Consider the following 22,154-nt stretch of genomic DNA (forward strand, 5'->3'; position numbering starts at 1 on the left):
GGTGGGCTTCGTTCTTATTAAGTCTTACGAGATCACTCAGTTTGATAAAAGTACGTAGAAATAATCAAAAACCAAGTGTTTACAAATGAATACATTAAGGGAGTTCAGTATGTTTAAGAAAATAATGATAGGGATTGTTATTGTTGTAGTCATCATTGCTGCAGGAGGTTTTATTGTTGTTAAGAGCATAATAAAATCAATGGATCAAGTTGTTATGCAAGTGGATAATGAAAAGATATCAGCGTATAAGCGAGAGCTGGATTTTTCAAAGTATGAGGAGTCTCTAGCTGGCATTGATGAGAAAAGAATAGTTGAATTAGAATCGTATATTGTTGAAAAAAGTATAGAATCAGTAAGAGCTAATCTTTTGAATGGAAATTTAACATGTGAAGAAATTGTACTCTTTTACGTGAATCGGATCAAAGAGAATGATGGCAATTATAATGCGGTTATTCAGTTAAACCCCAATGCATTAGAGTATGCAAGAAACATCGATAATAAAATTGAAAATGGACAAGGTCTTGGCAAGCTTGATGGTGTTGTTGTTCTGATAAAAGATAATGTTGCTTCAAAAGATATGAATACAGCATCAGGAGCGTATGCACTAAAAGATTTGGAAACAACAAGAGATGCCTTTATCGTTGAAGCTCTAATTGAAAACGGTGCCATTATACTCGGCAAAGCAAATCTCAGTGAATGGTCAAATTTCATGTCGAGTCCCTCCAGTAGTGGATTTTCAGTATTAGGGGGTCAAACCAAAAATGCCTATGGAAAATATGATGTGGGTGGATCAAGTGCAGGTTCAAGTGTTGCAGCAAGCTTAAACTATTCAACGGTAACCATTGGGTCTGAAACAGCCGGATCCTTGATATTCCCAGCTGGGCAAAACAGTGTTGTTGCCCTAAAACCAACAATGGGGCTTCTTAGTAGGGATCTAATTGTACCAATTTCAGAAGCACAAGATACGGCGGGTGTTATAGCTAGATCCGTAGGTGACTTGAGAATCATATTTAAAGTGATGATCCGGAAAGATGAAAATGATCAAGCGACAACTATTATCGATAGTTTTGATTTGACAAGCCTGGATACAACTTTGGATTCAGTGAGTTTAGAGGGGAAAAAATTAGGCTTTGTTGATAATGGATCTATAGAACTCAAACAAATCGTGGAGGAATTTAGATCTCTTGGAGCTGAAGTTGTAGAAGTTAAATTTGACGATTCTGTAAGTGAAATAGATATGCTTACTGTTTTATCGTTTGGGATAAAAAATGATGTAAATGCATTTCTATCAAATGATGCAGTTCGATCGGATATGAAAAACTTAAGTCAAATCGTGGCATTTAATAAAGAAGACGAATCTAGAATGCCATTTGGACAAACATATCTCCAAAGTGGATTGGACTCGCAAGTAACGCATGCGGAGTATGAAAAAATAGTTAGCAATAATCGAATGATCTCTCGTACAGCAATCGATAAGGTTTTACAGGAAAATAAAATTGAGGCGATTATATCGATTAGCAACGAGTTATCTGGTATATATGCACCGGCCGGTTATCCAGCACTTACCATTCCATCGGGGTTCAGAGATTCTGGGGAACCTTATGGTGTCACAATAATTGGGAGTAAAAACACTGATGGCGCACTTATCGAACTTGGATATGGATATGAGGTTAACACAAACCATAGAAAAATTCCGGTTTTAAAATAAGGGAGTATTGGCATGAGTGATTTAGCTAAGGATGGCAATGCGCGATATTAGTATAATGTGTTTTCACAAGAAACCAGCCACTCGAACGAGATGGCTGGTTTCTTATAGGGTGTTCATGGTTATGGGGTGTTAATATAGGGCTTTTATCAATAAATCCTTGAGATCCTTTGGTTGAGGTTTTCTCGGATTTGAAGGTGTACACGTGTCTTCCATGGCATTCTTGGTCATGATGTCGATCTGTGCCATGTAGGTGATGGGATCAATGCCATGTACTTCGAAACAACTAGGGATTTCAAGTTGTCGGTTGAGATATTGCACGGCGGCAACGAGACTTTGTACGCCTTCTTCTTCGGTATCAGCTGGAAAGCCCAGCGCTTTGGCAAGAGAAGTATATCGTGCTGCCACGGAGTGGAGGGGATTATTCAATCTTGCATTATAGGCAATAACGGTCGGCAAGAGTATCGCATTTGCGCGACCGTGGGAAATCTTAAAATGCCCCCCAACGGCATGTGCCAAACTGTGGTTGACACCCAAGCCCGCATTCGTGAAGCCGATGCCAGCCATACAGGACGCTTCCTGCATCATTTGTCTGGCTTCCATATCATTTCCATTTTTATAAGCGCGAACCAAGTAAGTAAAGACTTGTTTGATTGCTTTCTTTGCGTAGATGTCTGTGAAGTCTGAAGCCTCTTTTGAGACATAGGTTTCAATGGCGTGGACCAAGACATCCATACCTGTATCCGCAGTAACAAATGGCGGTACGGTTCGCGTGAATTCGGGATCTAGGATCGCCGCATCTGGAATCATGACCGTGCTGACGACTGGAATTTTAATCTGCCGCTGAGTGTCGGTAATCACAGAAAAGGCGGTGACTTCAGATCCGGTTCCGCTTGTTGTAGGAATGGCTACAAACCATGGCTTTCGAATGGCGTCACTTTCAATTAGTTCTTCCTTGGTTTTGATGCAGAAATACATAATCGCTTTTGCTGCGTCGATGACAGAACCGCCACCCACTGCAATTAGCAAGTCTGGTTTGCTTTTGATAATTTTGTCTAAGCCCTGCTTAACCGTTTCTAAGGATGGATTCGGTTCAATAGAATCAAAGACTTCGTAGGGAATGCCTTGTAGGTCTAAAAGATCCGTTACTTTTTTTACCAATTCAAGTTTCACCATTAATTCATCGGCAACGACAAAGGCGAACTTTGCGTTGAGTGTTTTTACGTAATCAATGGAATGTTGTCCATAGTGGATTTCTGTTTTTGATTGAAATTTCATAATACCCTCCAAACGATCGACCATCGCTTCTCTTCTTATCCTACCTCAATTGAGGAGAAAGGCGGATTCAATTTGTTGGCGGGTTCTGCTATTATTTTGTTATTTGACAAGAATGCCGAACCAATCAGCCGTTCCGAAGGCTTTAAACCCGCAGGATTTTGCCAAAGCTTGAGATGCTGTATTGGTATCTGCAATTTGAACGATAGGGATTTCATCCCTCTGTATAAGCGTTTGAATAATACCGAGGGTGGTGTCTCTGGCGTAGCCTTTGTTTCGATGTTGCTCTATGGTATGCATCATACCGATGGTGCCGTCAGGATGTTGGAGTGCCCAAGCGACGGGTTGCTCATCGATAAAAATGGCGGCAGATGGTCGAAGAAGAATATCTTCTCGAATCATTTTTAGGGTGTGGTCTCCACGATAAGGATAGTGTCGATTCACCAGTTCTGCGTCTTATAAGCGCAAGGGTTTCGTTTTGTGGATTTGTCGTTCTGGATGGTAATCGTCTTTATTGAGGGTATATGCTGTGCAGGGGTTGGACCATTCAACCTCAAATCGAGCGCGTATCAAAGTGGCAATTTCTCGTGGGATACCTGCAAATCCGTATTCACCGGGCTGGCTGAAGTGGTTCAGTAGATCCTCAATAAAGGCTAGGTCTTTTGCGAAAGTATAATGGAGATATCCACTTTGAATGAGAATTCCCTTTGGATGATCGATTGAATCTGTGTAACAGATGAGTTTGGGTTTATTTTTCAGGATATACTGGATGGAGAGCGTCTCAAGAGGGTTGGTGTTCATTAGTCTCTTTAGATTGATCTCTTCACATTGAATTTTGTTCATCAAATCACCTCTGTTTTCAGTATAAGATAGGATTTATTTATAAACAAGAAGATAAACTATGATAAACTAAATAAAACGGAGGGGTTGCCATGAATCAAAAGGAATTGGTGAGAAAATTGAAACGAGACGAAAAAAAGAATATCAATGTCATCAACTTTATTGAATCTTATCCGGTGGATCGGGTAGATCAAGTGGGTGATACCATCCGCGTGCGTGGGAACAGTGATCACGCCTGGAACTATATCAGCAGCAATTCGAAAGATGAATTTAAGAGTCTTTTGGGTGAACTGAGCAATGAGAAGTATTTTGCGATTTTGGAAGACTGGATGGTGCCGCTAGTTGAGGCGGAAGGAACTTTGGATTGGAAGTTGTCATGTATCAAGTTTTTTTATCCAGAAGCCAAAGTGATTCCAGTGATCGATGCACCGATTACACCCTTGTCCATCGAGGATGCAGAGTGGATTTTCAAAAATGGCGCGTATTCGAATTTTACATCGATCTTATATATTCGTGAAATGATTCAAAAAGGACCTGCGATTGGGATTCGACAGGATGGACGTTTGGTTGCCTGGGTCATGACCCATGATGATGGAGCCATAGGATTCTTGCATGTTTTGCCGGACTATCGCAGTCGCGGTTATGCCGTTGCCTTGACCTGTGAGATGATTCGGCGAGTGAAGCGCAAAGGGAAGACACCCTTTGTCCATATCGAAGAGGAGAACACGTCTTCCATTCGACTGGCCAAGAAATTGGGTTTTGAAGAGGAACGAAAGGTTCATTGGGTGAAATTGAAGTAAGAGGGAGTCGGAAACAGCAATGGCAATATTTCTCGAAGGTTGAAAGCTAGGATGATAAATATTTCAAAATCTTGAGACATGCTGTTAATCCACTTAAATTACGAAAGTGGATGTAACAGAAATGGCAATATTTCTCGAGAGAAGTAGTTAAACTGTTAAATATTCCAATTAAAACCATCTATGCTGTTAAATCCGCTCTAAAAACATGAGCGTATTTGAAACAGCAACTATATAATTTCTTGAAGGTTGATAGTTAGGATGATAAATATTTCCAAAAAAAATTCAATGGAAAATATTCATCATCATTCTTGACAGTTTGATATCAAACAATATATACTGAATTAAGTTAATTGAATACTCTTCAGGGCAGGGTGAAATTCCCGACCGGCGGTGATAGTCCGCGAGCGCAAGCTGATCTGGTGTAATTCCAGAACCGACAGTACAGTCTGGATGGAAGAAGAGACACGATTGTGTCAAAGGAGGTGGAATTTCTTTGATGGAAGCGTGATTGTAATCGTCAAATTATTGGCGAGGATGAAGCTAGCGCCCTGAACATTTTGTTCGGGGCTTTTTTTATTGGGAGGAAAGCATGGAAGGTCAATGGATGAAGCAAGCATTGGAATTGGCAGAGAAAGGAAAAGGGTGGGTCTCGCCCAATCCATTAGTAGGTGCAGTCATTGTCAAAGATGGCGAGGTGATTGGAGAAGGGTGGCATGCAAGGTTTGGCGGGCCTCATGCGGAAGCGGTGGCTTTGGCCATAGCTGGAGAAGATGCCAAGGACGCAACCCTTTATGTGAATCTGGAGCCCTGTTCCCATTATGGGAAGACACCGCCCTGTGCCGATGCGATTATACGCCACAAATTGGCGAGGGTTGTCGTTGCCATGAAGGATCCAAATCCGAAAGTGGCTGGTCGAGGCATCAAAAGAATTCGAGAAGCCGGAATCGTGGTAGAGCTTGGATTGATGGAAGAAGAGGCGAAAGCCTTGAATCGAAGTTTTATTCACTTTATCACCCATCGAATCCCCTATTGTGTGATGAAAACGGCGGTCACCTTAGATGGAAAAACAGGAACCACCATAGGTGATTCCCAATGGATCAGCGGAGAGGCATCAAGAATGGAAGTGCATCGTATGCGCCATGAGATGGATGCGATTCTTGTGGGGACGGGAACTGCCTTTGCTGACAATCCTAGATTGACAGCACGACTGGAGGGAAAGGTGGCTCAACCTATTCGGGTTGTTTTGGATCAGTTGGGGGCGCTGCCAAGAACACATCATCTATTGGCAACCGGAAAAGCAAAGACGATCTGGGTAGTTGGGAAACGCGCGATGGCTCATTTGGAGCTAGAGTCAATTGCCTCCCATGTAGAGATTATGGTTGTGAATGAAGCTGACGGCCATTTGGATCTGCAGGAGCTATTTGAAAACTTGGGCAATAAAAACATTGCCAGCATTCTTTTGGAGAGTGGAGGCGGATTAAATGCAGCTATGTTAAAGGCGGGATTGGTTCAGGAAGTTGTGATTTTTATGGCACCGAAAATTGTTGGAGGAGAGAAGGCAAAAACGTCGGTCGCGGGCGCTGGAATTCCTGTGCTTGATGATTGTATTGATTTGGATTTTGAAGAAATTCGGCCAATTGGTCGCGACTTAATGATACGAGGGAGGGTGAGAGGCTAGTGTTTACAGGAATTATTCAGGAAATAGGTAAGCTGGAACGAATTGAAAATAAGCAAAATGGTGTACGTCTTTGGATTCAAGCGCCGATGATGAAAGCAATTAGCCAGATGGGAGATAGCATTGCGACCAATGGTGTGTGTTTAACTGTTTCAGCTTTTTCCGACCAGGGATTTTGCGCCGATGTCATGCCGGAGACCATGAGGCGAACTGCATTTTCGACATTGAAGCCTGGCGCTTCTTTGAACTTGGAGCCAGCTTTACGCTTGCAGGATCGATTGGGTGGTCATATGGTGTCGGGGCATGTGGATTCGATTGGAAAAATTTTGACCATGCGGCCGGAAGGCAATGCAGTGTTGCTGGAAGTCTCCATTGATGAGTTGGCAGGCAGGATGCTGATTGAAAAAGGATCCATCACGATGCAAGGCATCAGCTTGACAATCGCGTCTTGTACAGCGACATCCTTTTGGGTTTCCTTGGTCGGGCATACCCGTACAGAAACAACATTGGGAAGTGTTAAAATCGGAGATCTGGTGAATCTGGAAACTGATATGATCGGAAAATATATATTTCAATTTACGAATCAGGGGGCGTTGGAACCCAAAATGAATTGGGGCGCGTTTCTACAGAAAGCTTAAGGAGGAAAAATTATGTTTGCAAAGATTGAAGATGCAATTCAAGCAATAGCAGAAGGGAAAATGTTGGTTGTGGTAGATGACGAGAACCGTGAGAATGAGGGCGACTTGCTAATGGCCATGGAAAAAGTAACATCTGACGATGTGAATTTTATGGCAACTTGGGGTCGCGGATTGATTTGCGCGCCCATGGAAGCACATCGTTTGGCCGAACTTGAGATTCCACAGATGGTCATCAACAGCACGGATCCCAAAGAGACAGCCTTTACCGTGAGTGTGGATGATCGAACATCGATTACGGGTATTTCCGCAGCGGAAAGAGCGAGAACCCTACAGCGTTTGGCAGATCCAACGGCGGTGCCGGCAGACTTTACGCGACCGGGACATATCTTCCCCTTGCGCGCAAAAAACGGCGGCGTTTTAGAGCGCGACGGGCATACGGAAGCGGCTGTGGACTTTGCAAGGTTGGCAGGCCTTTCTCCAACGGGTGTTATATGTGAAATTATGAAAGATGATGGCACCATGGCAAGATTGCCAGACCTGGTTGAATTCGCAAAGAAGCATGAATTGCTGTTGGTTTCTATTGCCGATTTGATTGAATATCGAAAGAAGCAAGAACAGACCGTTATTCGTGTCTCTCAGGCGCACATGCCGACAAAATACGGGTCATTTGAAATGATCAGTTACGTAGATCCGCGCACTGGCGAAGATCATGTCGCCTTGGTGAAGGGAACGGACTTTACCGGCAAGACGCCATTGGTTCGTGTTCATTCAGAATGCCTCACCGGTGATGCCTTCGGATCCTTGCGCTGCGATTGCGGGGATCAATTGGGCCGTGCTTTGTCTCAGATTGAAGCGGAAGGTCAAGGCGTTTTGGTGTATCTGCGCCAGGAAGGTCGCGGAATTGGCTTGAAAAACAAGGTTCGCGCCTATGCCCTGCAAGATGCTGGGATGGATACGGTAGATGCCAATCTGGCATTGGGATTTGAGGAAGACGCTCGGGATTATTGGGTGGGTGCCGAGATTCTAAAGAGCTTGGGCGCCAGTGAGATTCGCCTGATGACCAATAATCCGGAGAAAATCGACGGAATGGTCATTGAGGGAGTCAAGGTTGTTGAGCGCGTGCAAATCGAAGGATTCGATCAGGCGCAGAATCATAAATATCTAGCAACGAAACGTGATCGAATGGGTCACATCTTGAATATGAAGGAGGAAATGGCATGAAAGTATGGGAAGGAAATTTAACAGCAGAGGGATTGAAGATTGGGATTGTAGTTGCTCGTTTCAACGATATGATTGGGGAACGATTATTGGGTGGTGCGATGGATGCCATCAAACGACACGGAGGTAATGAGCAAGATGTGGAGCTGGTGAGAGTACCGGGTGCATTTGAGATTCCTTTAATGGCGAAACGTATGGCAGCCACTGGACGCTTTGATGCAATCATTGCCTTGGGTGCTGTGATTCGAGGTGAAACGCCTCATTTCGAATATGTTTCTGGAGAGGTCACTAAGGGCGTTGCAGTCTTAAATCTGGAGTTCCAAATGCCGGTAATCTTTGGGGTATTAACCGTAGACACCATCGATCAGGCAGCCAACCGTGCAGGCTTGAAATCAGGTAATAAGGGATTTGAAGCGGCGGTAGCAGCTATTGAAATGGCCAATTTAAATAAAAGCTTTCAATAGATAACGATAAAATGGATCCGTTCAATGTGAACGGGTCTTTTTTCATTTCCATCGAATTTACACATCTCTACCAAGAATCCTCCACATCTGCTTGATAAACTGCAATTGTAGAAACAACAACCCGATCGGCCAGAAGGCAAGATGGGATCTTAAAAGGAGGAAATAACATGAAAAAGTGGATTGTTGCAGTATTGGTAGGTGGTTTGATCGCAGGTTCGGCAAGTATGGCTTTTGCTGATGAAACAGCTCCGATGGGTGAAAAAAAGTTTGATTTGGGGCGTGCAAATATTGAGCGGACAAATCGAGAGAAAGGAAAGCCGGGCCAAACAGCAGAGCGGTTAGAGCAACTTTTTAAAGACTACTTGCCGGGCGAATTGGGTGCTTTCGAGAGCAAGCTAGAAGATGGAAAAGAACTCAAAGAGGACATTAAGGAGCTGCGAGAAGAGTTGAGAGAGGTTCATGAGGAAGCTTTTGAAGCATCAAGGGTGGATGGCAAGGCATTGGCAAAAGAGTGGCGAGAAAAAGTGAAAAATGGCGAAGCGACTCGCGAAGAAGCGGGTCAAGCCATGAAAGAATGGCGCCAAGAGAACTTCGATGAGATCCTTGGAGTGGATAGCACCATGCGTGCATCATTGAATTCGATTCAAGAGCAGTTGAAAGCAAAACGAGAAGAGGGAAAAAAGATTCGTGAGGAATTGAAAGTAGCGATTACAGCGGCAGATGAAGATGCGATTGCCGAACTTTTGCAAGACATTTTGGATGAAATGGATACGAGAACCGACTTGCATGAGCAACGATATGAGTTGTTTTTAAGCTTATAGGAGTTTGATGATCAATCACCGAAGGGTATCTTCGGTGATTTTTCATGGAATTTCCACATCTGCTTTAAAAGAATCAAACAATCCTATGGTAGACTTAAGATAGGAGGATTGTATGAAACGAGTGTTTGTTGTTGATGATGAACGAAATATACGGGAATTGATACGGTCTTATCTGGAGAAGGAAGGTTATGGGGTTGAGGTTTTCGCCAATGCTGCGGCAGCAGCAGATGCGTTCGCCTATCAAGAGCCAGACGCCATGATCTTGGATATTATGATGCCGGGAAAGATGGACGGCCTTGAGCTGTGTAAGCTGATCCGTCAGACGAGTGAGTTACCCATTGTCTTTGTATCTGCCAAGGATGAGGCAATTGATCGAATTTTGGGGTTGGAATTGGGTGCGTACGATTATTTATCCAAGCCATTTAGTCCCAGGGAACTTGTGGTACGGTTAAAAACTATCTTTAAGCGTATGGAATCATCCGCTGTGCCGAAGGGGAGGATTCTTTATGTGCAGGATCTTATGATTAACGAGGCGAAGCGGGAAGCAAAGGTGGGTGAAAGAATCTTGCCTTTAACGAATAACGAATACCTGTTGCTTCATTTTTTTGCCTTGCATCCAAACATCTCCTTTTCTCGCGAACATTTGATTGAGCAGATTTGGCATTATGATCATTTGGGAGATACTCGAATGATTGATGATCTGATTAAACGCATTCGAAAAAAGATGAGGACAGCGGATGCCCAGGCAGAGATTGTTACGGTGTGAGGATTCGGCTATCGAATGGATGGTGGACATGAAGATTAGTCAACGTATTTCATGGAGTTTTGTCTTGATTCTGCTGATCTTCTTTTTATTGTCTTCCATTGCTTTTGGCATTATTGCACGACGTACTTACTATGCGGAGGCGCGCGTGGATTTGAAAAAAGAAGCAACTTATTTACGGGAGAATGATGTGCTCCTCATGCGTATTTTGGCGGGAGAAAAACGGAAAATAAATCGAAATCCTGCGGAATTAACTTTATTGATAGATTCGAATTTGATCTTGGTCAATGAAGAAAATCGAATGATATATAGTGAAAATGATAGCGAGGCGAAACAGTTGCTTTTAGATGTGCGAAATGGAGAGAAGCCTGGTGATATAATTTTCGTGAAGCAGGAAATTGATCGCCCCAAATTTAAGGGCACAATGTATGTGTATTATCGAATTGAGGAATTGAATCAGGCGACAAAAATAAGTAGAAGAGCAGGTTTGTTTGGTTTTCTATTTGCCTTGCCATTTACCTTGTTATTGGCGGGCCTGCTACAACGACGAATCAGTCGTCCAGTGCATGATTTAAAAAGGCGGATGGTCGCATATTCCACTAAAAAGGGCATGACAAAGTCGGTAAAAAAAGCGGAGGATGAAATCGAGGTCTTGTCTTATGCTTTTGATGCGCTAAGGGAAACCATTGAAGAGAACGAACGCAATCGCGAAGTATTGTTTTCTAATATATCTCACGAATTAAAAACGCCTTTGATGACGATTCGAGGGTATGCAGAGGGAATTCAAGAGGGTGTGATTCTTCCAGAGGATGGATTGAAGACGATTATTGAAGAAACGGGTCGTTTGAATGAGTTTGCCTTGAAGGTGTTGACTTTATCCAAGTTGTCGACACAGCCAATCATACTCGAAAAAGTGAATATTGCAGAATTGCTGCAGGGAACTCAACAACGATATGCACCTGTTGCTGCTCAAAATGAGCTGTCGATCGAATACGAGAGGCTGGCAGACGAATGGGTGGAAATGGATGAAGAGCGATTTCGACAGGCGATTGGAAATTTACTATCGAATGCTTTTCGCTATGCAAAAATGGGGATAGAGTTGGGTGTGTTGGTTGAAGAAAAACGAATTGGAATTTATGTGGAAGATGACGGGCCTGGTGTTGTTGAGTCACAGCTTCAGTCAATCTTTACTCGTTTTGAAAAAGGTGATCAGGGTCAAACCGGACTGGGTCTTGCCATTGTACAGCGTATTATGGAGCAACATGAAGGCGAAGTAGTTGCAGAAAATAGAGAATCTGGTTTTCGTGTGATTCTGTGGTTTCCGAAGAGTAAGTTATAAAAACAAACCCGGAATCGATTGCTTAGTTAGCCAATCGATTCCGGGTTTGTTTTGTTTATTAATCGAAGTTCTTAGAAAATAGCAGCCAAGAAAGCAAAGAGCAGATAGAAGACTCCACCTACAATGATGATGGGAAGCAGTAGCCCCAATCCAATGGGTAGCAGCAGAAAGAGTAGAAAAAATCCTACTATGGCAATTCCTGCTCGCAACAGGCCGAAGCCTAAAGAAAACATTACTTTTAATACAACGAAAAATATGAAAGCACCGATTAATAATTCGAACATGATATTCCTCCTAAAGTTTCGATTCGTTTGTTTCTATGAGTTTAGTATAGGGTAGAAATCTGAACTGGATATAAAAGAAAGATGAAATTTTGATGAAATTTACGGAACTAGAGAACGTTTGCAATTTGATAATAAGTAAGATATAATTATGGAACCGGTCCCACAACACCGGTATTTCGAATTTTCATTACTCCTTCTAAGCCCCCGGGCACAAGGTGCCCGGAGGCCTAGAAACCTAGTGAAAAAACGTTTGGAGGATACAATGCCATCTACTATTAAGGATATTGCTAAGGCTGCAAAAGTGTCTCGCTCCACGGTGTCGCGTGTCTTGAATGACTCGGGCTATGTGAAGGAAGAAACGCGTACGCGGGTATTGGCAGTAATCGAAGAACTGAATTATTCGCCTAGCGCAATTGCGCGAAGTTTATCTAATAAACGGTCGAACACCATTGGGGTGATTGTACCGGATATTAATAACCCTTTTTTTGCAGAAATGATCAAAGGAGTAACTCGTGTGGCGGATCAAGAGGGGTATCGGTTGTTATTAGTAGATTCAGACGAAGATAATGGTAAAGAACAACTTGCTTTGCAAGCATTTCAGGAGCAGAGAATCGAGGGGCTGTTGATTGTTGCCACTCCTGCAAAGGATAAAAAGAGTCTTGAACATTTGCGATGGATGCGGGCACACCACATTCCAATTGTATTACTTGATGGTCATGTTAAGTATGATGAGTTCGACGGTGTGTTTATTGATCATTATCAAGGGGCGCATGATGCTACGATTGCATTGATTCAAGCCGGGCATAATCGAATCGGAATCTTGACCGGAAAATTATTATCAAGACCAGCGATGGAACGCCTTCGAGGATTTCAAGATGCTACGGCGGAATGTAAATTGCTTTCATACGACGAAGACATTCTTTTCGGTGATTATGGTCATGAGAAGGCCTATCATTTAACCAAAGAAATGTTGATGCGTAAGAAACGCCCGTCGGCACTATTTGTGAGTAGCAATCAGATGGTGTTAGGGATGATGAGAGCCGTCAGTGAATTGGGTATGAAGATTCCCCAAGATCTAGCCTTTATTGGTTTTGATCAACTGGAAACCCTGAATTTGATCGGAATGAATTGTTCTACGGTGGATGCGCATACTGTGGAAGTGGGCGAGTTGTCAATGAAGCGGTTGATTCAGCGATTGGAAAATGAAAAACTTGAGACAGCACATACGGTTTTGCAACCCGATCTTTCGTTGAGAGGATCGGAAGCATACCTAAAATAGAGCGGAAACTAAATGAAAAAGGAGTAAAAAAATGAAATTAAACAAAATGATTGATCACACAATTTTGAAGGCGAATGTAAGGCGAGCAGAGGTTGAACGTGTATGTAAGGAAGCGTTGGCGTATGATTTTGCATCGGTTTGTGTGAATACTTGCCATGTGGAATTTGTAGCCAAACAATTGGCAAAAAGCGATGTAAAAACTTGTGTGGTTGTTGGTTTCCCATTGGGCGCAATGATTACAGAAGCGAAGGCCTATGAAGCTAAAATTGCTGTAGAGAAAGGCGCAGATGAAGTTGATATGGTTATTAATGTGGGTGCGTTGAAAGATGGTAGTCTTGAATTGGTTGAGGCTGATATTCATGCCGTTGTTCAAGCAGCAAAGCCTGCCTTGGTCAAAGTGATTATTGAAGCGTGCTTACTAACAGATGAAGAAAAGATTGAAGCCTGCCAAGCGGCTGTGAAGGCCGGTGCAGATTTCGTGAAGACATCCACAGGCTTTTCAACAGGTGGTGCGACTGCTGAAGATATTGCATTAATGAGAAAAACGGTTGGACCAGAATTAGGAGTTAAAGCATCCGGTGGGGTTCGAACCAAAGAAGATGTTGAGAAAATGATTGAAGCCGGTGCATCAAGAATTGGTGCCAGTGCCTCAATCGCAATTGTTGAAGGTAAAAAAAACGAGTCAACAGGATACTAGGAGGTTGAAATGAACATTCAGGCATTGGCTAAGCAAGCTTTGGAAGCGCAAAAAATGTCATATTCACCATATTCAAAATTCCGTGTGGGTGCAGCCCTTTTGACAAAATCGGGGAAAGTTTTTACGGGCTGTAATATTGAGTCTGCTTCTTATACCCCTACGATTTGCGCGGAACGAGCAGCCATTGCTAAAGCGGTTTCTGAAGGAGAGCGTGAATTTGAGGCAATTGCAGTTACCGGCGATGGAGAGTGGACTTATCCTTGCGGGGTGTGCCGTCAAGTTATGCGGGAATTCGCACCGGATTTATTGGTGATTGTTGTAAAATCAGAAACCGAGTATCGAGAACATCGATTGTCTGAACTATTGCCTTATAGCTTTGGACCAGAAGATTTAACAGAAGCGAAGGGGGAATAGTATTATGAGAATGTACGATATCATTATGAAGAAACGAAACGGCGGAGAGTTGACTAGAGAAGAGATTAATTTCTTTATCGAAGGATATACCAAGGGTGAAATTCCTGATTATCAAGTATCGGCACTGATGATGGCGATTTACTTTAAAAAAATGAATACCCGGGAAACCGCGGAATTGACCCAAGCCATGGTGGAGAGTGGAGAGATTATGGACTTGACGTCAATTCATGGAATCAAGGTTGACAAGCACAGCACGGGTGGTGTTGGCGATACGACGACCTTGATCGTGGGTCCCATTGTGGCGGCAGCAGGTGTGCCGGTTGCCAAGATGTCTGGCCGTGGCCTAGGGCATACGGGTGGAACGATCGATAAACTGGAATCCTTTGCGGGCTTCCAGGTGGATATTCCCATCGAAAAGTTTATTGGTAATGTCAATGAGATTGGCATCGCTTTGGCGGGTCAAACAGCCAACCTGGCTCCGGCTGACAAGAAGTTGTACGCGCTCCGTGATGTGACGGCAACTGTTGATAATCTGTCCTTGATTGCAGGAAGCATAATGAGCAAGAAGATTGCTTCAGGTGCGGACGCCATTGTTTTGGATGTAAAAACCGGGAGCGGCGCCTTTATGAAAACAGAAGATGATTCTTTTGCTTTGGCACGGGCCATGGTGGATATTGGAACCCATACAAAACGAAATACCATAGCCGTTGTTACCGACATGGATCAACCTTTGGGTTATGCCATCGGCAATGCATTGGAAGTCAAAGAAGCGATTGATGTGCTCAATGGCAAAGGACCGGAAGATTTACGGGAATTGTGTCTGACTTTGGCCAGCCAAATGTTGGTACTGGGTGAGAAAGCAGAAACCGACCAGGATGCAAGGGTGATCCTGGAAGAAATTATCGAATCCGGCAAAGGCCTGCAAAAATTTGCGGATTTTGTAGAGGCGCAAGGTGGAGATCCGGAGTGGGTGAAAAATCCGAATCTTTTGCCGACAGCGATGAAAGAGATTCCTGTATTGGCAAGGCAATCCGGGGTTGTTGAAAGCATCGAAGCAGAAAGTGTGGGCATTGCAGCCCTGTTGTTGGGAGCGGGACGTGAAACGAAAGCATCAGAAATTGATTTGGCGGTCGGTATCCTACTTAAGAAAAAAATTGGCGATCCTATTGAGGCGGGTCAAGCCCTGGCGGTACTTCATGTGAATGATGAAGCTAAAGTGGAGGAAGCGACTGCGAGACTGTTAAAAGCCTATGGAATTGCTGAATCGGCAGACGCGCCTAAATTGATTAAAGGGATTGTAAGATCCAATGAAACGATAAAATTGTAAAACAAAACCATGATATTTTAAGCGGGGAATAATCCCCGCTTTTTTTCTTTTTGTCAAGAAGACTTGTGGTACACTATAAGTGAAGATTGAAATAGAGGAGTATATAAATGAAAATACAGAAAAAACTTTACAGATGGATACTCATTGCGGTAGCAACTTTAATTTTGTTTTACCGATATCCAATATTAGAAACAGGTCTAAAGGTTATTGGACTGTTATTAAATGCCGCATTTATTGCCTATTTATTGGATACACTGGTTAGAATTCCCATGCAAAAGTTAAAATGGGGACGGAAAACAAGTGTGTTGACGACACTGGTAGTATTGGTTTTGGTGGTTGTGCTAATTGTGACCTTTGTTGTACCTGGTTTATCTGAAAGCTTTCAAAGCTTGAGCGAGTTATTTGCAGGGAATAGGCTAGCTGAAATCAATGCGGAAGCACGGGCGTGGATTGCCAAATTAGGGATCCCTTTGATTGATTCTGCCGTTTTGACCATTCAGGTTTCTTTCGAGAAACTGATGAGTTCAGCTGGATTTTTCTCGGGTGCATCTTTGAGCCAGGGATTTTCTACCTTATTGAATTTTACGTCAAGCGTAGCGACGCTGATGATTGCTTTGGTATTGGGTTTGTATATGCTTGCTGATAAAGAAGAGTTGCTGTCCACTTTTAGTCATTGGAGTGACGCTTTTATGGAGCCAGAACGAAAAGCATTTTGGACGAAAGCACTCAGAAAAGCAGATGATTGCTTTGTTCAGTATTTTGTTGGAAAGCTATTGGCCTCCATGGTGATGGGCTTTCTGGTTGGGGTTACCTTGGCAATCTTTAAGGTTCCATATGCGGCAGTGATTGGCATGTTGGCCGGAGTTGGAAATATGATTCCTTATATTGGATCTTTACTAGCAGGATTATTAGCGATTGCCATTACGGTTTCGATTGGAATTCGAGAGGTGGTTATTGTTGTAATTGCCATATTAGCGGCTCAACAGGTGGATGGATTGATATTAAGTCCCTTGATTTTAAGTGATCGAGTGGGTGTTCGGCCCGTATGGGTTTTAGCGGCGGTAACGGTAGGTGGTTACGTGGCAGGATTAATGGGAATCTTCCTAAGTGTTCCTGCAGCCGTATTCTTTAAATGGCTTATGGATGAAGAGGCGGAGCGCAGACGTGCGTTGCGTCCAGGGTATGAAATGGAGGGTGAAGATGAAAATCATCAAGAGACAACTACTGAAGGATAAGCCTGATTTTTCAAAGTTGGGTTTTGGCAAGATTTTTACCGATTACATGTTTGTCATGGATTATGAAGAGGGGAAAGGCTGGATTGATCCGCGGATTGAACCCTATGGACCAATTACATTAGATCCTTCGGCGATGGTTCTTCACTATGGGCAAGAAACATTTGAAGGATTAAAAGCTTATAAGGCGGACAATGGCGATATTCGTATGTTCCGTGTAAAGGACAATTTAGCGCGGATGAACAGATCCAACGATCGAATGGGCATGCCGGCTATTGATGAAAATTACGTTTTTGATGCCATCAAAACTTTGGTGGATTTGGAGCGAGACTGGGTTCCTAATTTACCGGAAACCTCTTTGTATGTACGTCCCTTTATGTTTGCAATCGATCCTTTCTTGGGGGTTCGGGCAGCAAAACAGTATAAGTTTATGGTCATTTTATCGCCCGTAGGAGCCTACTATCCAGAAGGAATGAATCCGACCAAGATCTTTGTGGAAGATGAATACATACGTGCAGCTTTGGGTGGTGTTGGAGAAGCCAAAACCGGTGGAAATTATGCCGCTAGCATCAAGGCGTATGAAAAAGCGCATGAAGCGGGGTATTCTCAAATCTTGTGGCTTGATGGAATTGAGCGCAAGTATGTGGAAGAGGCTGGAACGAGCAACGCCTTCTTTAAGATCGATGGTCGTGTGATTACAGCTCCTTTAGAAGGTACCATCCTACCGGGGATTACACGGGACTCGGCCATTCGAATTATGCGGGAATGGGGATTTGAAGTGGATGAACGCCGACTGAGTATTGACGAGGTTTATGAAGCAGACCGCAAAGGTCTGCTAGAGGAAGTATTTGCAACTGGAACGGCAGCGGTTATTTCTCCTATTGGTTCCTTAACCTATAAGGGCGATACCGTTACCATTAATCAGATGAATATTGGTTCATTGACTAAGAAGTTGTATGATACCATAACAGGCATTCAATATGGTAACATTGAAGATCCATTTGAGTGGATTACTATATTTTAGATAAGAGTTTGACGCAGCGATGTAGAATTTGATCGCTGCGTTTTTTTTGCTTGGCGTGAAAAGTCCTTTGGAAAATCGAATAGGTTTAGCAATCGACTGATTTGGAAATGAGATGTCGATTGAATTTGGGATCTTGATTTTTCGGGTATAGATAGGATGAAGAGCAATAAAAGTTGGGCGAAAGTGTTTTATTTAGAACGATCAAAGAGAGGATGATGAAAAAGATGAAGAGAAGGTTGTTTATATTTGTTTTACTGGTTCTTCTTTGTTTCACAGGATGTTCATCAGGAACGCCGGAAGCAGAAGAGCCGGCAGCAGTTGTAGAGGAAGCTGTGGCGACAGAGCCAGAGGCGGAAGCTGAACCAGAGGAAGCTGCTGAGCAGATGGAAAAAGCAGAAGTCGAGGAGCCATTTGATCTATTGAATCTTCTTCAACCGAGACAATTTGATACCCTTGTGGTCGAAACCGAAATCTCTGGTATTGAAGGCTTGCTGACCAAGTCGATCGTTTACCAAAAGGGAGTCAATACAAGAACGGAGATGGAGATGCCAGGCGGTCAGAAGCAAATTATGATTCTTCAGGCTGAAGAAGGCGTTACCTATCAATATGCCCAAGGAACGATGCAGGGGATGAAGATTGTTCATGGGAATTTGGATGCTGTCATGGACCGCGACCGAGCCATGGGTGGAAAGATGGAAAAACCGGACCTTATGGATGTGCGCAATCGCATGGATGAACATATGATTGTTAGAGAAGAGGAATTGAACGGAGAAAAGGCCATTTACATCGAGTTTAATGAAATCAATGAAGATGTAGAGAACGCAGTCGTTAAGATGTGGTATTCGGAAGAATATGCCTATCCGATTCGCTATGAGCTATTTGTTAACGAGGAATTGATGATGCGTTCTGATGTGACAAGGTTAGAGGTCGATATCGACCTGGATGATTCTTTGTTTATGCCACCAGAGGGTGTCGAATTTATGGAAGTTAACATGGAAGGCGGATTCGACATGCCGGAAATGCCCACTATGCCGGATGAGAATGAATAGAAAAGAGTAGCGCAGGTTCAAATTCGAACCTGCGCCTGTTTTATCTTCCTGTTTCTGTCCGTGCGATTTCCAGAAACCGTGTTGCCGTGGCATCATAGAATTTTTTGTAGGCAGAACAGAAAATGTTGGACTGGTAATGACCGTTTACTTTAGGTTCCTTGTGGCGCTTGCAGCCCCCGCGGCAGACATGAAGGTGATTGCAGGTTTTACATGCGGGGTCCGTATGCAAAGACTCCTCAACAAAGGTGGTGGCCAATGGAATTTGAGAAAGTTCAGCCAAAGAGGAATCGTGAAGGTTGCCCAATTTCCAGGAATCAGTTACATAGAAATCGCAAGGATAGACGGAACCGTCAGCTTCCACCACGGCATTGACCGTGCAGTGGCCGTTCATATCGCAGCTCTCAGGCTGTCCAGTCAATAAGATCTGTAGGACATTGTCGAACATGCGAATGCTGACGGGCGAACCAGCTTTCCAATCTCGGTACCATAAGTCGAAAAGTTGAATAAGGAATTGACCGTAACGTTCCGAGGTAACCGACAAGGGGTTGGTGCCTTGGGCCTGGCCTAAATCATCCAAGCAGGGAATGAATTGCAAATACTGAAAACCCTGCTTCTTGAAGAAGTTATAAACCTTGGTCGGATGCTTGGCAACGGTTTGATTAACAACGGAAAGGATGTTGAAATCCACGTGTTCTTTTTTTAACCAGTCGATTGCCTGTAGGACCTTTTTATAACTTCCAGAGCCATCTGAAAGAATCCGGTAGTGGTCATGAATCTCCTTGGGACCATCAAGAGAGATGCCGACAAGAAATCGGTTGTTGTGAAAAAACGTTGCCCATTCTTGATCGATGGCCATGCCATTGGTTTGAATAGCAAAGTGTACGGGCAGTTTCTTCGTATTGTGTTTTTTCGTAAGTTTCACCCAGTTTTTGAAGAAATCAAGACCGGCTAGAGTTGGTTCACCCCCCTGGAAGGCGAAGGTAATCTGCCGTTTTGCGGCTTCAAAAGCGCGGATTATGACAACCTCAGTCGTTTCTTCAGACATAATGCCGTAGTTTTTGATTTCTCTATGGTCTGTCACATCGGCGTAAAAGCAATAGGTGCAACGCATATTGCAAGAGCTGGATGCTGGTTTGATTAAAAAGGATATAGACATGAAAATTCCTCACTTTCATACATTGATTCTATCATACCAGATTTGGCTCAAAGAGAATCTGCCATTTTGCATATTTGAGAAAAAGGGGGGATTTGGTTATAATGACGGTATCGGTAAGAAGATAATACTTAAATAGAAAATGGTTGGCAGGCGGGAGGCGGATATGGGAGAATTTGAAAAACTAATTGAGAATCATATTGAGTTGCGACAGTTGTTCGGAAAGTTTTCTGCAGAAGATATCAGTAAAATCCAAATTACCCGTTATCCTCAGGATGTCGATGTTATTAAAAAAGAGGCACAACAATCCAAATATGCCTACTTGATCGTCTCTGGAATTTGCGGAATTTTTAATGTATTAGAGAATGGTGAAGAATATTGTTATTATAAAATCTCGGAAAATGATGTGATCGGTTTGTCTGAACTTTTGGGTGAGCAGGCGATATCTCGGGAAGCAGATATTCGTACTTTAACAGATGTAGTTGCACTGAAAATTGCCAAGGAAGATTTGCGGATCTGGATGATGAAATATCCTGAATTCTATAATCTATTGGTTAAGAATATCATTAATCGTCTTCATGGTACGATAAGAAAACATATTGAATGTAAAAAATATACTTCAATGGCGAACATTGTTTCTTACTTGCTCTATAGCTATGAGTTATATCGAAAAACACATGGCAAGCATTATCTAGGGGATGTAAAGATCAATGAAACGAGAGAAATGATTGGAGATTTTATTTCCATGTCGATCCGTTCTGTTAATTATAACCTGGAAGCGCTAAAGAAACAGGATTATATCAGCATTCGAAGAGGCAAGATTTACATCAATCATGAGCAGTATACACAGCTAAAAGGATATAAGGAAGAATTATTGATGGAATAATCACGGGGAAGTCATGGTAATAATTCCATGACTTTTTCTTTTTTTGAAAGGTGCAAAATTTCCTATTTGTCTTTTCACGATTCAATTAAAATAAGGGTAATCAAATGGAAAGTGGAGGATGATTATGAAGAAATTAACGGCTTTATTTGTAGTGGTATTGATGAGTGTATCTTTCTTTGCGGGTTGCACACAAAACAATTCAGCGGCAGAGACCGAAAGCCCTGCAGTTGAGGAAAACGATAACTTGGTCAAGGTGGTTTTGTTGACATCTTCAGGTGGTTTGGGTGATCGTTCATTTAACGATGCGGCCTATAAGGGATTGAAACGAGCAGAAGAAGAGTTGGGTGCAGAGATCAAGGTAATTGAACCCCAGTCATCTGCCGATTACTTACAATCATTAAAAACAGCTGCTAGTTTGGGTTATGATCTTGTTATGACCGTAGGAAATGATTGGGCTGATGCATTGGAAACCGTGATGCCGAACTATCCCGATATTAAATTTGGTGGCGTGAATTTGAAAACAGAAGCAGATAATCTAGCAGTGGCTAAGTTTAGTGACCATGAGGGCAGTTATCTTGCAGGTGCCTTGGCAGCACAGATGACAGAGTCGGGAACGATTGGTGTGATTGGCGGCATGGACATCCCGGCAATTAAGCGATTTGTTATTGGTTTTGAGGAAGGTGCAAAATATGCGAATCCAGATGTAGTGATTATTCCAACCTATGTAGGATCGTTTGCAGATCCAAATAAAGGTAAAGAGTTTGCTCTTCAGTTGATTAATGAAGGTGCCGATGTAATCTATCATGTTGCGGGGAAAACGGGTGAAGGTTTGTTTGCGGCAGTGAAAGAGAATGAAGAAGTATATGCCATAGGTGTTGATCAGGATCAAGATTATATCGTGGAAGGTAAGATTCTAACCAGTATGATTAAGCGTGTGGATGTTGCAGTGTTTGATTTTGCCAAACAAGTTAAAGAAGGAAATTATTCATCGGGCATTCATGTATATGGAGTCGCAGAAAACGGGGTATCGTTGAGTGAAATGACCTATACAAAAGAGTTGATTTCTACAGAAATTTTAGATAGCATTGAAACCATTCGTCAAGAAATTATTGATGGAACGATAGAGGTTACAGACTTATTCGAACAATAATCAGATCAAGTATATAAATCAACAAACAGGAAGTCTAATGCTAAATGTGAGAAAAAAATGGGGCGTGCGACTTGATCGCCGTCCCTTCTTTTTCAATCGGTTTGATTGAAATTGGAAAGAA

Annotated in this window: 23 protein-coding genes and 1 riboswitch; of the genes, 18 read left to right on the forward strand and 5 right to left on the reverse strand. The window is 42.9% G+C overall.

Annotated elements, in window-relative coordinates; genetic code table 11:
- Positions 1 to 109 precede the first annotated feature (109 nt).
- Entirely contained in the window at positions 110 to 1,708 is a 1,599-nt protein-coding gene (locus tag AC25CA_RS02360) for an amidase family protein (RefSeq protein WP_486815435.1), read from the forward strand.
- Between the two features lie 129 nt (positions 1,709 to 1,837).
- Here the strand turns inward: AC25CA_RS02360 and AC25CA_RS02365 are convergent, their stop codons facing one another.
- The 3 genes from AC25CA_RS02365 to AC25CA_RS02375 form a co-directional block, all read right to left on the reverse strand.
- Positions 1,838 to 2,983 carry a 1-propanol dehydrogenase PduQ gene (locus AC25CA_RS02365; protein ID WP_486815436.1) on the reverse strand — a complete coding sequence of 382 codons (1,146 nt, stop codon included), beginning with the start codon at positions 2,981 to 2,983 and terminating at the stop codon, positions 1,838 to 1,840.
- Between the two features lie 99 nt (positions 2,984 to 3,082).
- Entirely contained in the window at positions 3,083 to 3,424 is a 342-nt protein-coding gene (locus tag AC25CA_RS02370) for a GNAT family N-acetyltransferase (RefSeq protein ID WP_486815437.1), read from the reverse strand.
- Between the two features lie 12 nt (positions 3,425 to 3,436).
- Positions 3,437 to 3,823, reverse strand: coding sequence for a hypothetical protein (locus AC25CA_RS02375; protein ID WP_486815438.1), 387 nt, complete (start codon positions 3,821 to 3,823; stop codon positions 3,437 to 3,439).
- 89 nt (positions 3,824 to 3,912) lie between these two features.
- On the opposite strand from AC25CA_RS02375, the gene AC25CA_RS02380 reads away from it, so the two are divergent.
- From AC25CA_RS02380 to AC25CA_RS02415, 8 genes are all read left to right on the forward strand, one after another.
- Complete coding sequence (locus AC25CA_RS02380; RefSeq protein ID WP_486815439.1) at positions 3,913 to 4,620, forward strand: GNAT family N-acetyltransferase; 708 nt, start codon at positions 3,913 to 3,915, stop codon at positions 4,618 to 4,620.
- A 353-nt stretch (positions 4,621 to 4,973) separates the two neighbouring features.
- Positions 4,974 to 5,086, forward strand: a riboswitch (FMN riboswitch).
- Between the two features lie 123 nt (positions 5,087 to 5,209).
- Positions 5,210 to 6,298, forward strand: coding sequence for a bifunctional diaminohydroxyphosphoribosylaminopyrimidine deaminase/5-amino-6-(5-phosphoribosylamino)uracil reductase RibD (gene ribD / locus AC25CA_RS02385; protein ID WP_486815440.1), 1,089 nt, complete (start codon positions 5,210 to 5,212; stop codon positions 6,296 to 6,298).
- Positions 6,298 to 6,933 carry a riboflavin synthase gene (locus AC25CA_RS02390; protein ID WP_486815441.1) on the forward strand — a complete coding sequence of 212 codons (636 nt, stop codon included), beginning with the start codon at positions 6,298 to 6,300 and terminating at the stop codon, positions 6,931 to 6,933. The genes ribD and AC25CA_RS02390 overlap by 1 nt, the downstream gene beginning before the upstream one ends.
- Positions 6,934 to 6,945: 12 nt before the next feature.
- Complete coding sequence (locus AC25CA_RS02395; RefSeq protein ID WP_486815442.1) at positions 6,946 to 8,154, forward strand: bifunctional 3,4-dihydroxy-2-butanone-4-phosphate synthase/GTP cyclohydrolase II; 1,209 nt, start codon at positions 6,946 to 6,948, stop codon at positions 8,152 to 8,154.
- The gene (gene ribH, locus AC25CA_RS02400) at positions 8,151 to 8,615 is read left to right on the forward strand and encodes a 6,7-dimethyl-8-ribityllumazine synthase (RefSeq protein ID WP_486815443.1); all 465 of its coding nucleotides are present in this window, start codon (positions 8,151 to 8,153) and stop codon (positions 8,613 to 8,615) included. Before AC25CA_RS02395 ends, ribH begins: the two co-directional genes overlap by 4 nt.
- Positions 8,616 to 8,782: 167 nt before the next feature.
- Positions 8,783 to 9,436 carry a hypothetical protein gene (locus AC25CA_RS02405; RefSeq protein ID WP_486815444.1) on the forward strand — a complete coding sequence of 218 codons (654 nt, stop codon included), beginning with the start codon at positions 8,783 to 8,785 and terminating at the stop codon, positions 9,434 to 9,436.
- 112 nt (positions 9,437 to 9,548) lie between these two features.
- A complete protein-coding gene (locus AC25CA_RS02410; RefSeq protein WP_486815445.1) occupies positions 9,549 to 10,202 on the forward strand; it encodes a response regulator transcription factor in 654 nt (217 codons plus the stop codon).
- A gap of 28 nt (positions 10,203 to 10,230) precedes the next feature.
- Positions 10,231 to 11,538 (forward strand): sensor histidine kinase, encoded by a 1,308-nt coding sequence (locus AC25CA_RS02415; protein ID WP_486815446.1) that lies wholly within the window; start codon positions 10,231 to 10,233, stop codon positions 11,536 to 11,538.
- A gap of 71 nt (positions 11,539 to 11,609) precedes the next feature.
- Here the strand turns inward: AC25CA_RS02415 and AC25CA_RS02420 are convergent, their stop codons facing one another.
- Positions 11,610 to 11,822 carry a hypothetical protein gene (locus AC25CA_RS02420; RefSeq protein ID WP_486815447.1) on the reverse strand — a complete coding sequence of 71 codons (213 nt, stop codon included), beginning with the start codon at positions 11,820 to 11,822 and terminating at the stop codon, positions 11,610 to 11,612.
- A 148-nt stretch (positions 11,823 to 11,970) separates the two neighbouring features.
- Between AC25CA_RS02420 and AC25CA_RS02425 the strand changes: the two genes are divergently transcribed.
- The 7 genes from AC25CA_RS02425 to AC25CA_RS02455 all read left to right on the forward strand — a co-directional run bounded on the left by AC25CA_RS02425 (position 11,971) and on the right by AC25CA_RS02455 (position 18,844).
- Positions 11,971 to 13,101, forward strand: a complete 1,131-nt coding sequence (locus tag AC25CA_RS02425; protein ID WP_486815448.1) for a LacI family DNA-binding transcriptional regulator — start codon at positions 11,971 to 11,973, stop codon at positions 13,099 to 13,101.
- Between the two features lie 31 nt (positions 13,102 to 13,132).
- Complete coding sequence (gene deoC / locus AC25CA_RS02430) at positions 13,133 to 13,798, forward strand: deoxyribose-phosphate aldolase (protein WP_486815449.1); 666 nt, start codon at positions 13,133 to 13,135, stop codon at positions 13,796 to 13,798.
- Between the two features lie 9 nt (positions 13,799 to 13,807).
- Positions 13,808 to 14,212 carry a cytidine deaminase gene (gene cdd, locus AC25CA_RS02435; protein ID WP_486815450.1) on the forward strand — a complete coding sequence of 135 codons (405 nt, stop codon included), beginning with the start codon at positions 13,808 to 13,810 and terminating at the stop codon, positions 14,210 to 14,212.
- Between the two features lie 4 nt (positions 14,213 to 14,216).
- Positions 14,217 to 15,539, forward strand: coding sequence for a pyrimidine-nucleoside phosphorylase (locus tag AC25CA_RS02440; protein ID WP_486815451.1), 1,323 nt, complete (start codon positions 14,217 to 14,219; stop codon positions 15,537 to 15,539).
- A gap of 107 nt (positions 15,540 to 15,646) precedes the next feature.
- Positions 15,647 to 16,774 (forward strand): AI-2E family transporter, encoded by a 1,128-nt coding sequence (locus AC25CA_RS02445; RefSeq protein WP_486815452.1) that lies wholly within the window; start codon positions 15,647 to 15,649, stop codon positions 16,772 to 16,774.
- On the forward strand, positions 16,740 to 17,795 hold the full coding sequence (locus AC25CA_RS02450; protein ID WP_486815453.1) for a branched-chain amino acid aminotransferase: 1,056 nt from the start codon (positions 16,740 to 16,742) through the stop codon (positions 17,793 to 17,795). The genes AC25CA_RS02445 and AC25CA_RS02450 overlap by 35 nt, the downstream gene beginning before the upstream one ends.
- A gap of 224 nt (positions 17,796 to 18,019) precedes the next feature.
- Positions 18,020 to 18,844 (forward strand): hypothetical protein, encoded by an 825-nt coding sequence (locus AC25CA_RS02455; RefSeq protein WP_486815454.1) that lies wholly within the window; start codon positions 18,020 to 18,022, stop codon positions 18,842 to 18,844.
- A 40-nt stretch (positions 18,845 to 18,884) separates the two neighbouring features.
- On the opposite strand, the gene AC25CA_RS02460 is transcribed toward AC25CA_RS02455, so the two are convergent.
- Positions 18,885 to 20,000, reverse strand: coding sequence for an anaerobic sulfatase maturase (locus AC25CA_RS02460; protein WP_486815455.1), 1,116 nt, complete (start codon positions 19,998 to 20,000; stop codon positions 18,885 to 18,887).
- A gap of 163 nt (positions 20,001 to 20,163) precedes the next feature.
- Between AC25CA_RS02460 and AC25CA_RS02465 the strand changes: the two genes are divergently transcribed.
- Positions 20,164 to 20,883 (forward strand): Crp/Fnr family transcriptional regulator, encoded by a 720-nt coding sequence (locus AC25CA_RS02465; RefSeq protein WP_486815456.1) that lies wholly within the window; start codon positions 20,164 to 20,166, stop codon positions 20,881 to 20,883.
- 124 nt (positions 20,884 to 21,007) lie between these two features.
- Entirely contained in the window at positions 21,008 to 22,033 is a 1,026-nt protein-coding gene (locus AC25CA_RS02470; protein WP_486815457.1) for a BMP family lipoprotein, read from the forward strand.
- The last annotated feature ends 121 nt before the right edge of the window (positions 22,034 to 22,154 follow it).

This window comes from Gottschalkiaceae bacterium SANA (assembly GCA_036323355.1).
Lineage (GTDB): Bacteria > Bacillota > Clostridia > Tissierellales > GPF-1 > GPF-1.

What these genes read in the sequence shown, in the direction of transcription:
- cdd (WP_486815450.1), top strand. Translation starts at nt 13,808, where the DNA reads ATGAACATTCAGGCATTGGCTAAGCAAGCTTTGGAAGCGCAAAAAATG.
- AC25CA_RS02470 (WP_486815457.1), top strand. Translation starts at nt 21,008, where the DNA reads ATGAAGAAATTAACGGCTTTATTTGTAGTGGTATTGATGAGTGTATCT.
- AC25CA_RS02405 (WP_486815444.1), top strand. Translation starts at nt 8,783, where the DNA reads ATGAAAAAGTGGATTGTTGCAGTATTGGTAGGTGGTTTGATCGCAGGT.
- AC25CA_RS02420 (WP_486815447.1), bottom strand. Translation starts at nt 11,822, where the DNA reads ATGTTCGAATTATTAATCGGTGCTTTCATATTTTTCGTTGTATTAAAA.
- AC25CA_RS02460 (WP_486815455.1), bottom strand. Translation starts at nt 20,000, where the DNA reads ATGTCTATATCCTTTTTAATCAAACCAGCATCCAGCTCTTGCAATATG.
- AC25CA_RS02375 (WP_486815438.1), bottom strand. Translation starts at nt 3,823, where the DNA reads ATGAACAAAATTCAATGTGAAGAGATCAATCTAAAGAGACTAATGAAC.
- deoC (WP_486815449.1), top strand. Translation starts at nt 13,133, where the DNA reads ATGAAATTAAACAAAATGATTGATCACACAATTTTGAAGGCGAATGTA.
- ribH (WP_486815443.1), top strand. Translation starts at nt 8,151, where the DNA reads ATGAAAGTATGGGAAGGAAATTTAACAGCAGAGGGATTGAAGATTGGG.
- AC25CA_RS02440 (WP_486815451.1), top strand. Translation starts at nt 14,217, where the DNA reads ATGAGAATGTACGATATCATTATGAAGAAACGAAACGGCGGAGAGTTG.
- AC25CA_RS02465 (WP_486815456.1), top strand. Translation starts at nt 20,164, where the DNA reads ATGGGAGAATTTGAAAAACTAATTGAGAATCATATTGAGTTGCGACAG.
- AC25CA_RS02395 (WP_486815442.1), top strand. Translation starts at nt 6,946, where the DNA reads ATGTTTGCAAAGATTGAAGATGCAATTCAAGCAATAGCAGAAGGGAAA.
- ribD (WP_486815440.1), top strand. Translation starts at nt 5,210, where the DNA reads ATGGAAGGTCAATGGATGAAGCAAGCATTGGAATTGGCAGAGAAAGGA.
- AC25CA_RS02445 (WP_486815452.1), top strand. Translation starts at nt 15,647, where the DNA reads ATGAAAATACAGAAAAAACTTTACAGATGGATACTCATTGCGGTAGCA.
- AC25CA_RS02415 (WP_486815446.1), top strand. Translation starts at nt 10,231, where the DNA reads ATGAAGATTAGTCAACGTATTTCATGGAGTTTTGTCTTGATTCTGCTG.
- AC25CA_RS02410 (WP_486815445.1), top strand. Translation starts at nt 9,549, where the DNA reads ATGAAACGAGTGTTTGTTGTTGATGATGAACGAAATATACGGGAATTG.
- AC25CA_RS02360 (WP_486815435.1), top strand. Translation starts at nt 110, where the DNA reads ATGTTTAAGAAAATAATGATAGGGATTGTTATTGTTGTAGTCATCATT.
- AC25CA_RS02380 (WP_486815439.1), top strand. Translation starts at nt 3,913, where the DNA reads ATGAATCAAAAGGAATTGGTGAGAAAATTGAAACGAGACGAAAAAAAG.
- AC25CA_RS02425 (WP_486815448.1), top strand. Translation starts at nt 11,971, where the DNA reads ATGGAACCGGTCCCACAACACCGGTATTTCGAATTTTCATTACTCCTT.
- AC25CA_RS02455 (WP_486815454.1), top strand. Translation starts at nt 18,020, where the DNA reads ATGAAGAGAAGGTTGTTTATATTTGTTTTACTGGTTCTTCTTTGTTTC.
- AC25CA_RS02450 (WP_486815453.1), top strand. Translation starts at nt 16,740, where the DNA reads ATGAAAATCATCAAGAGACAACTACTGAAGGATAAGCCTGATTTTTCA.
- AC25CA_RS02365 (WP_486815436.1), bottom strand. Translation starts at nt 2,983, where the DNA reads ATGAAATTTCAATCAAAAACAGAAATCCACTATGGACAACATTCCATT.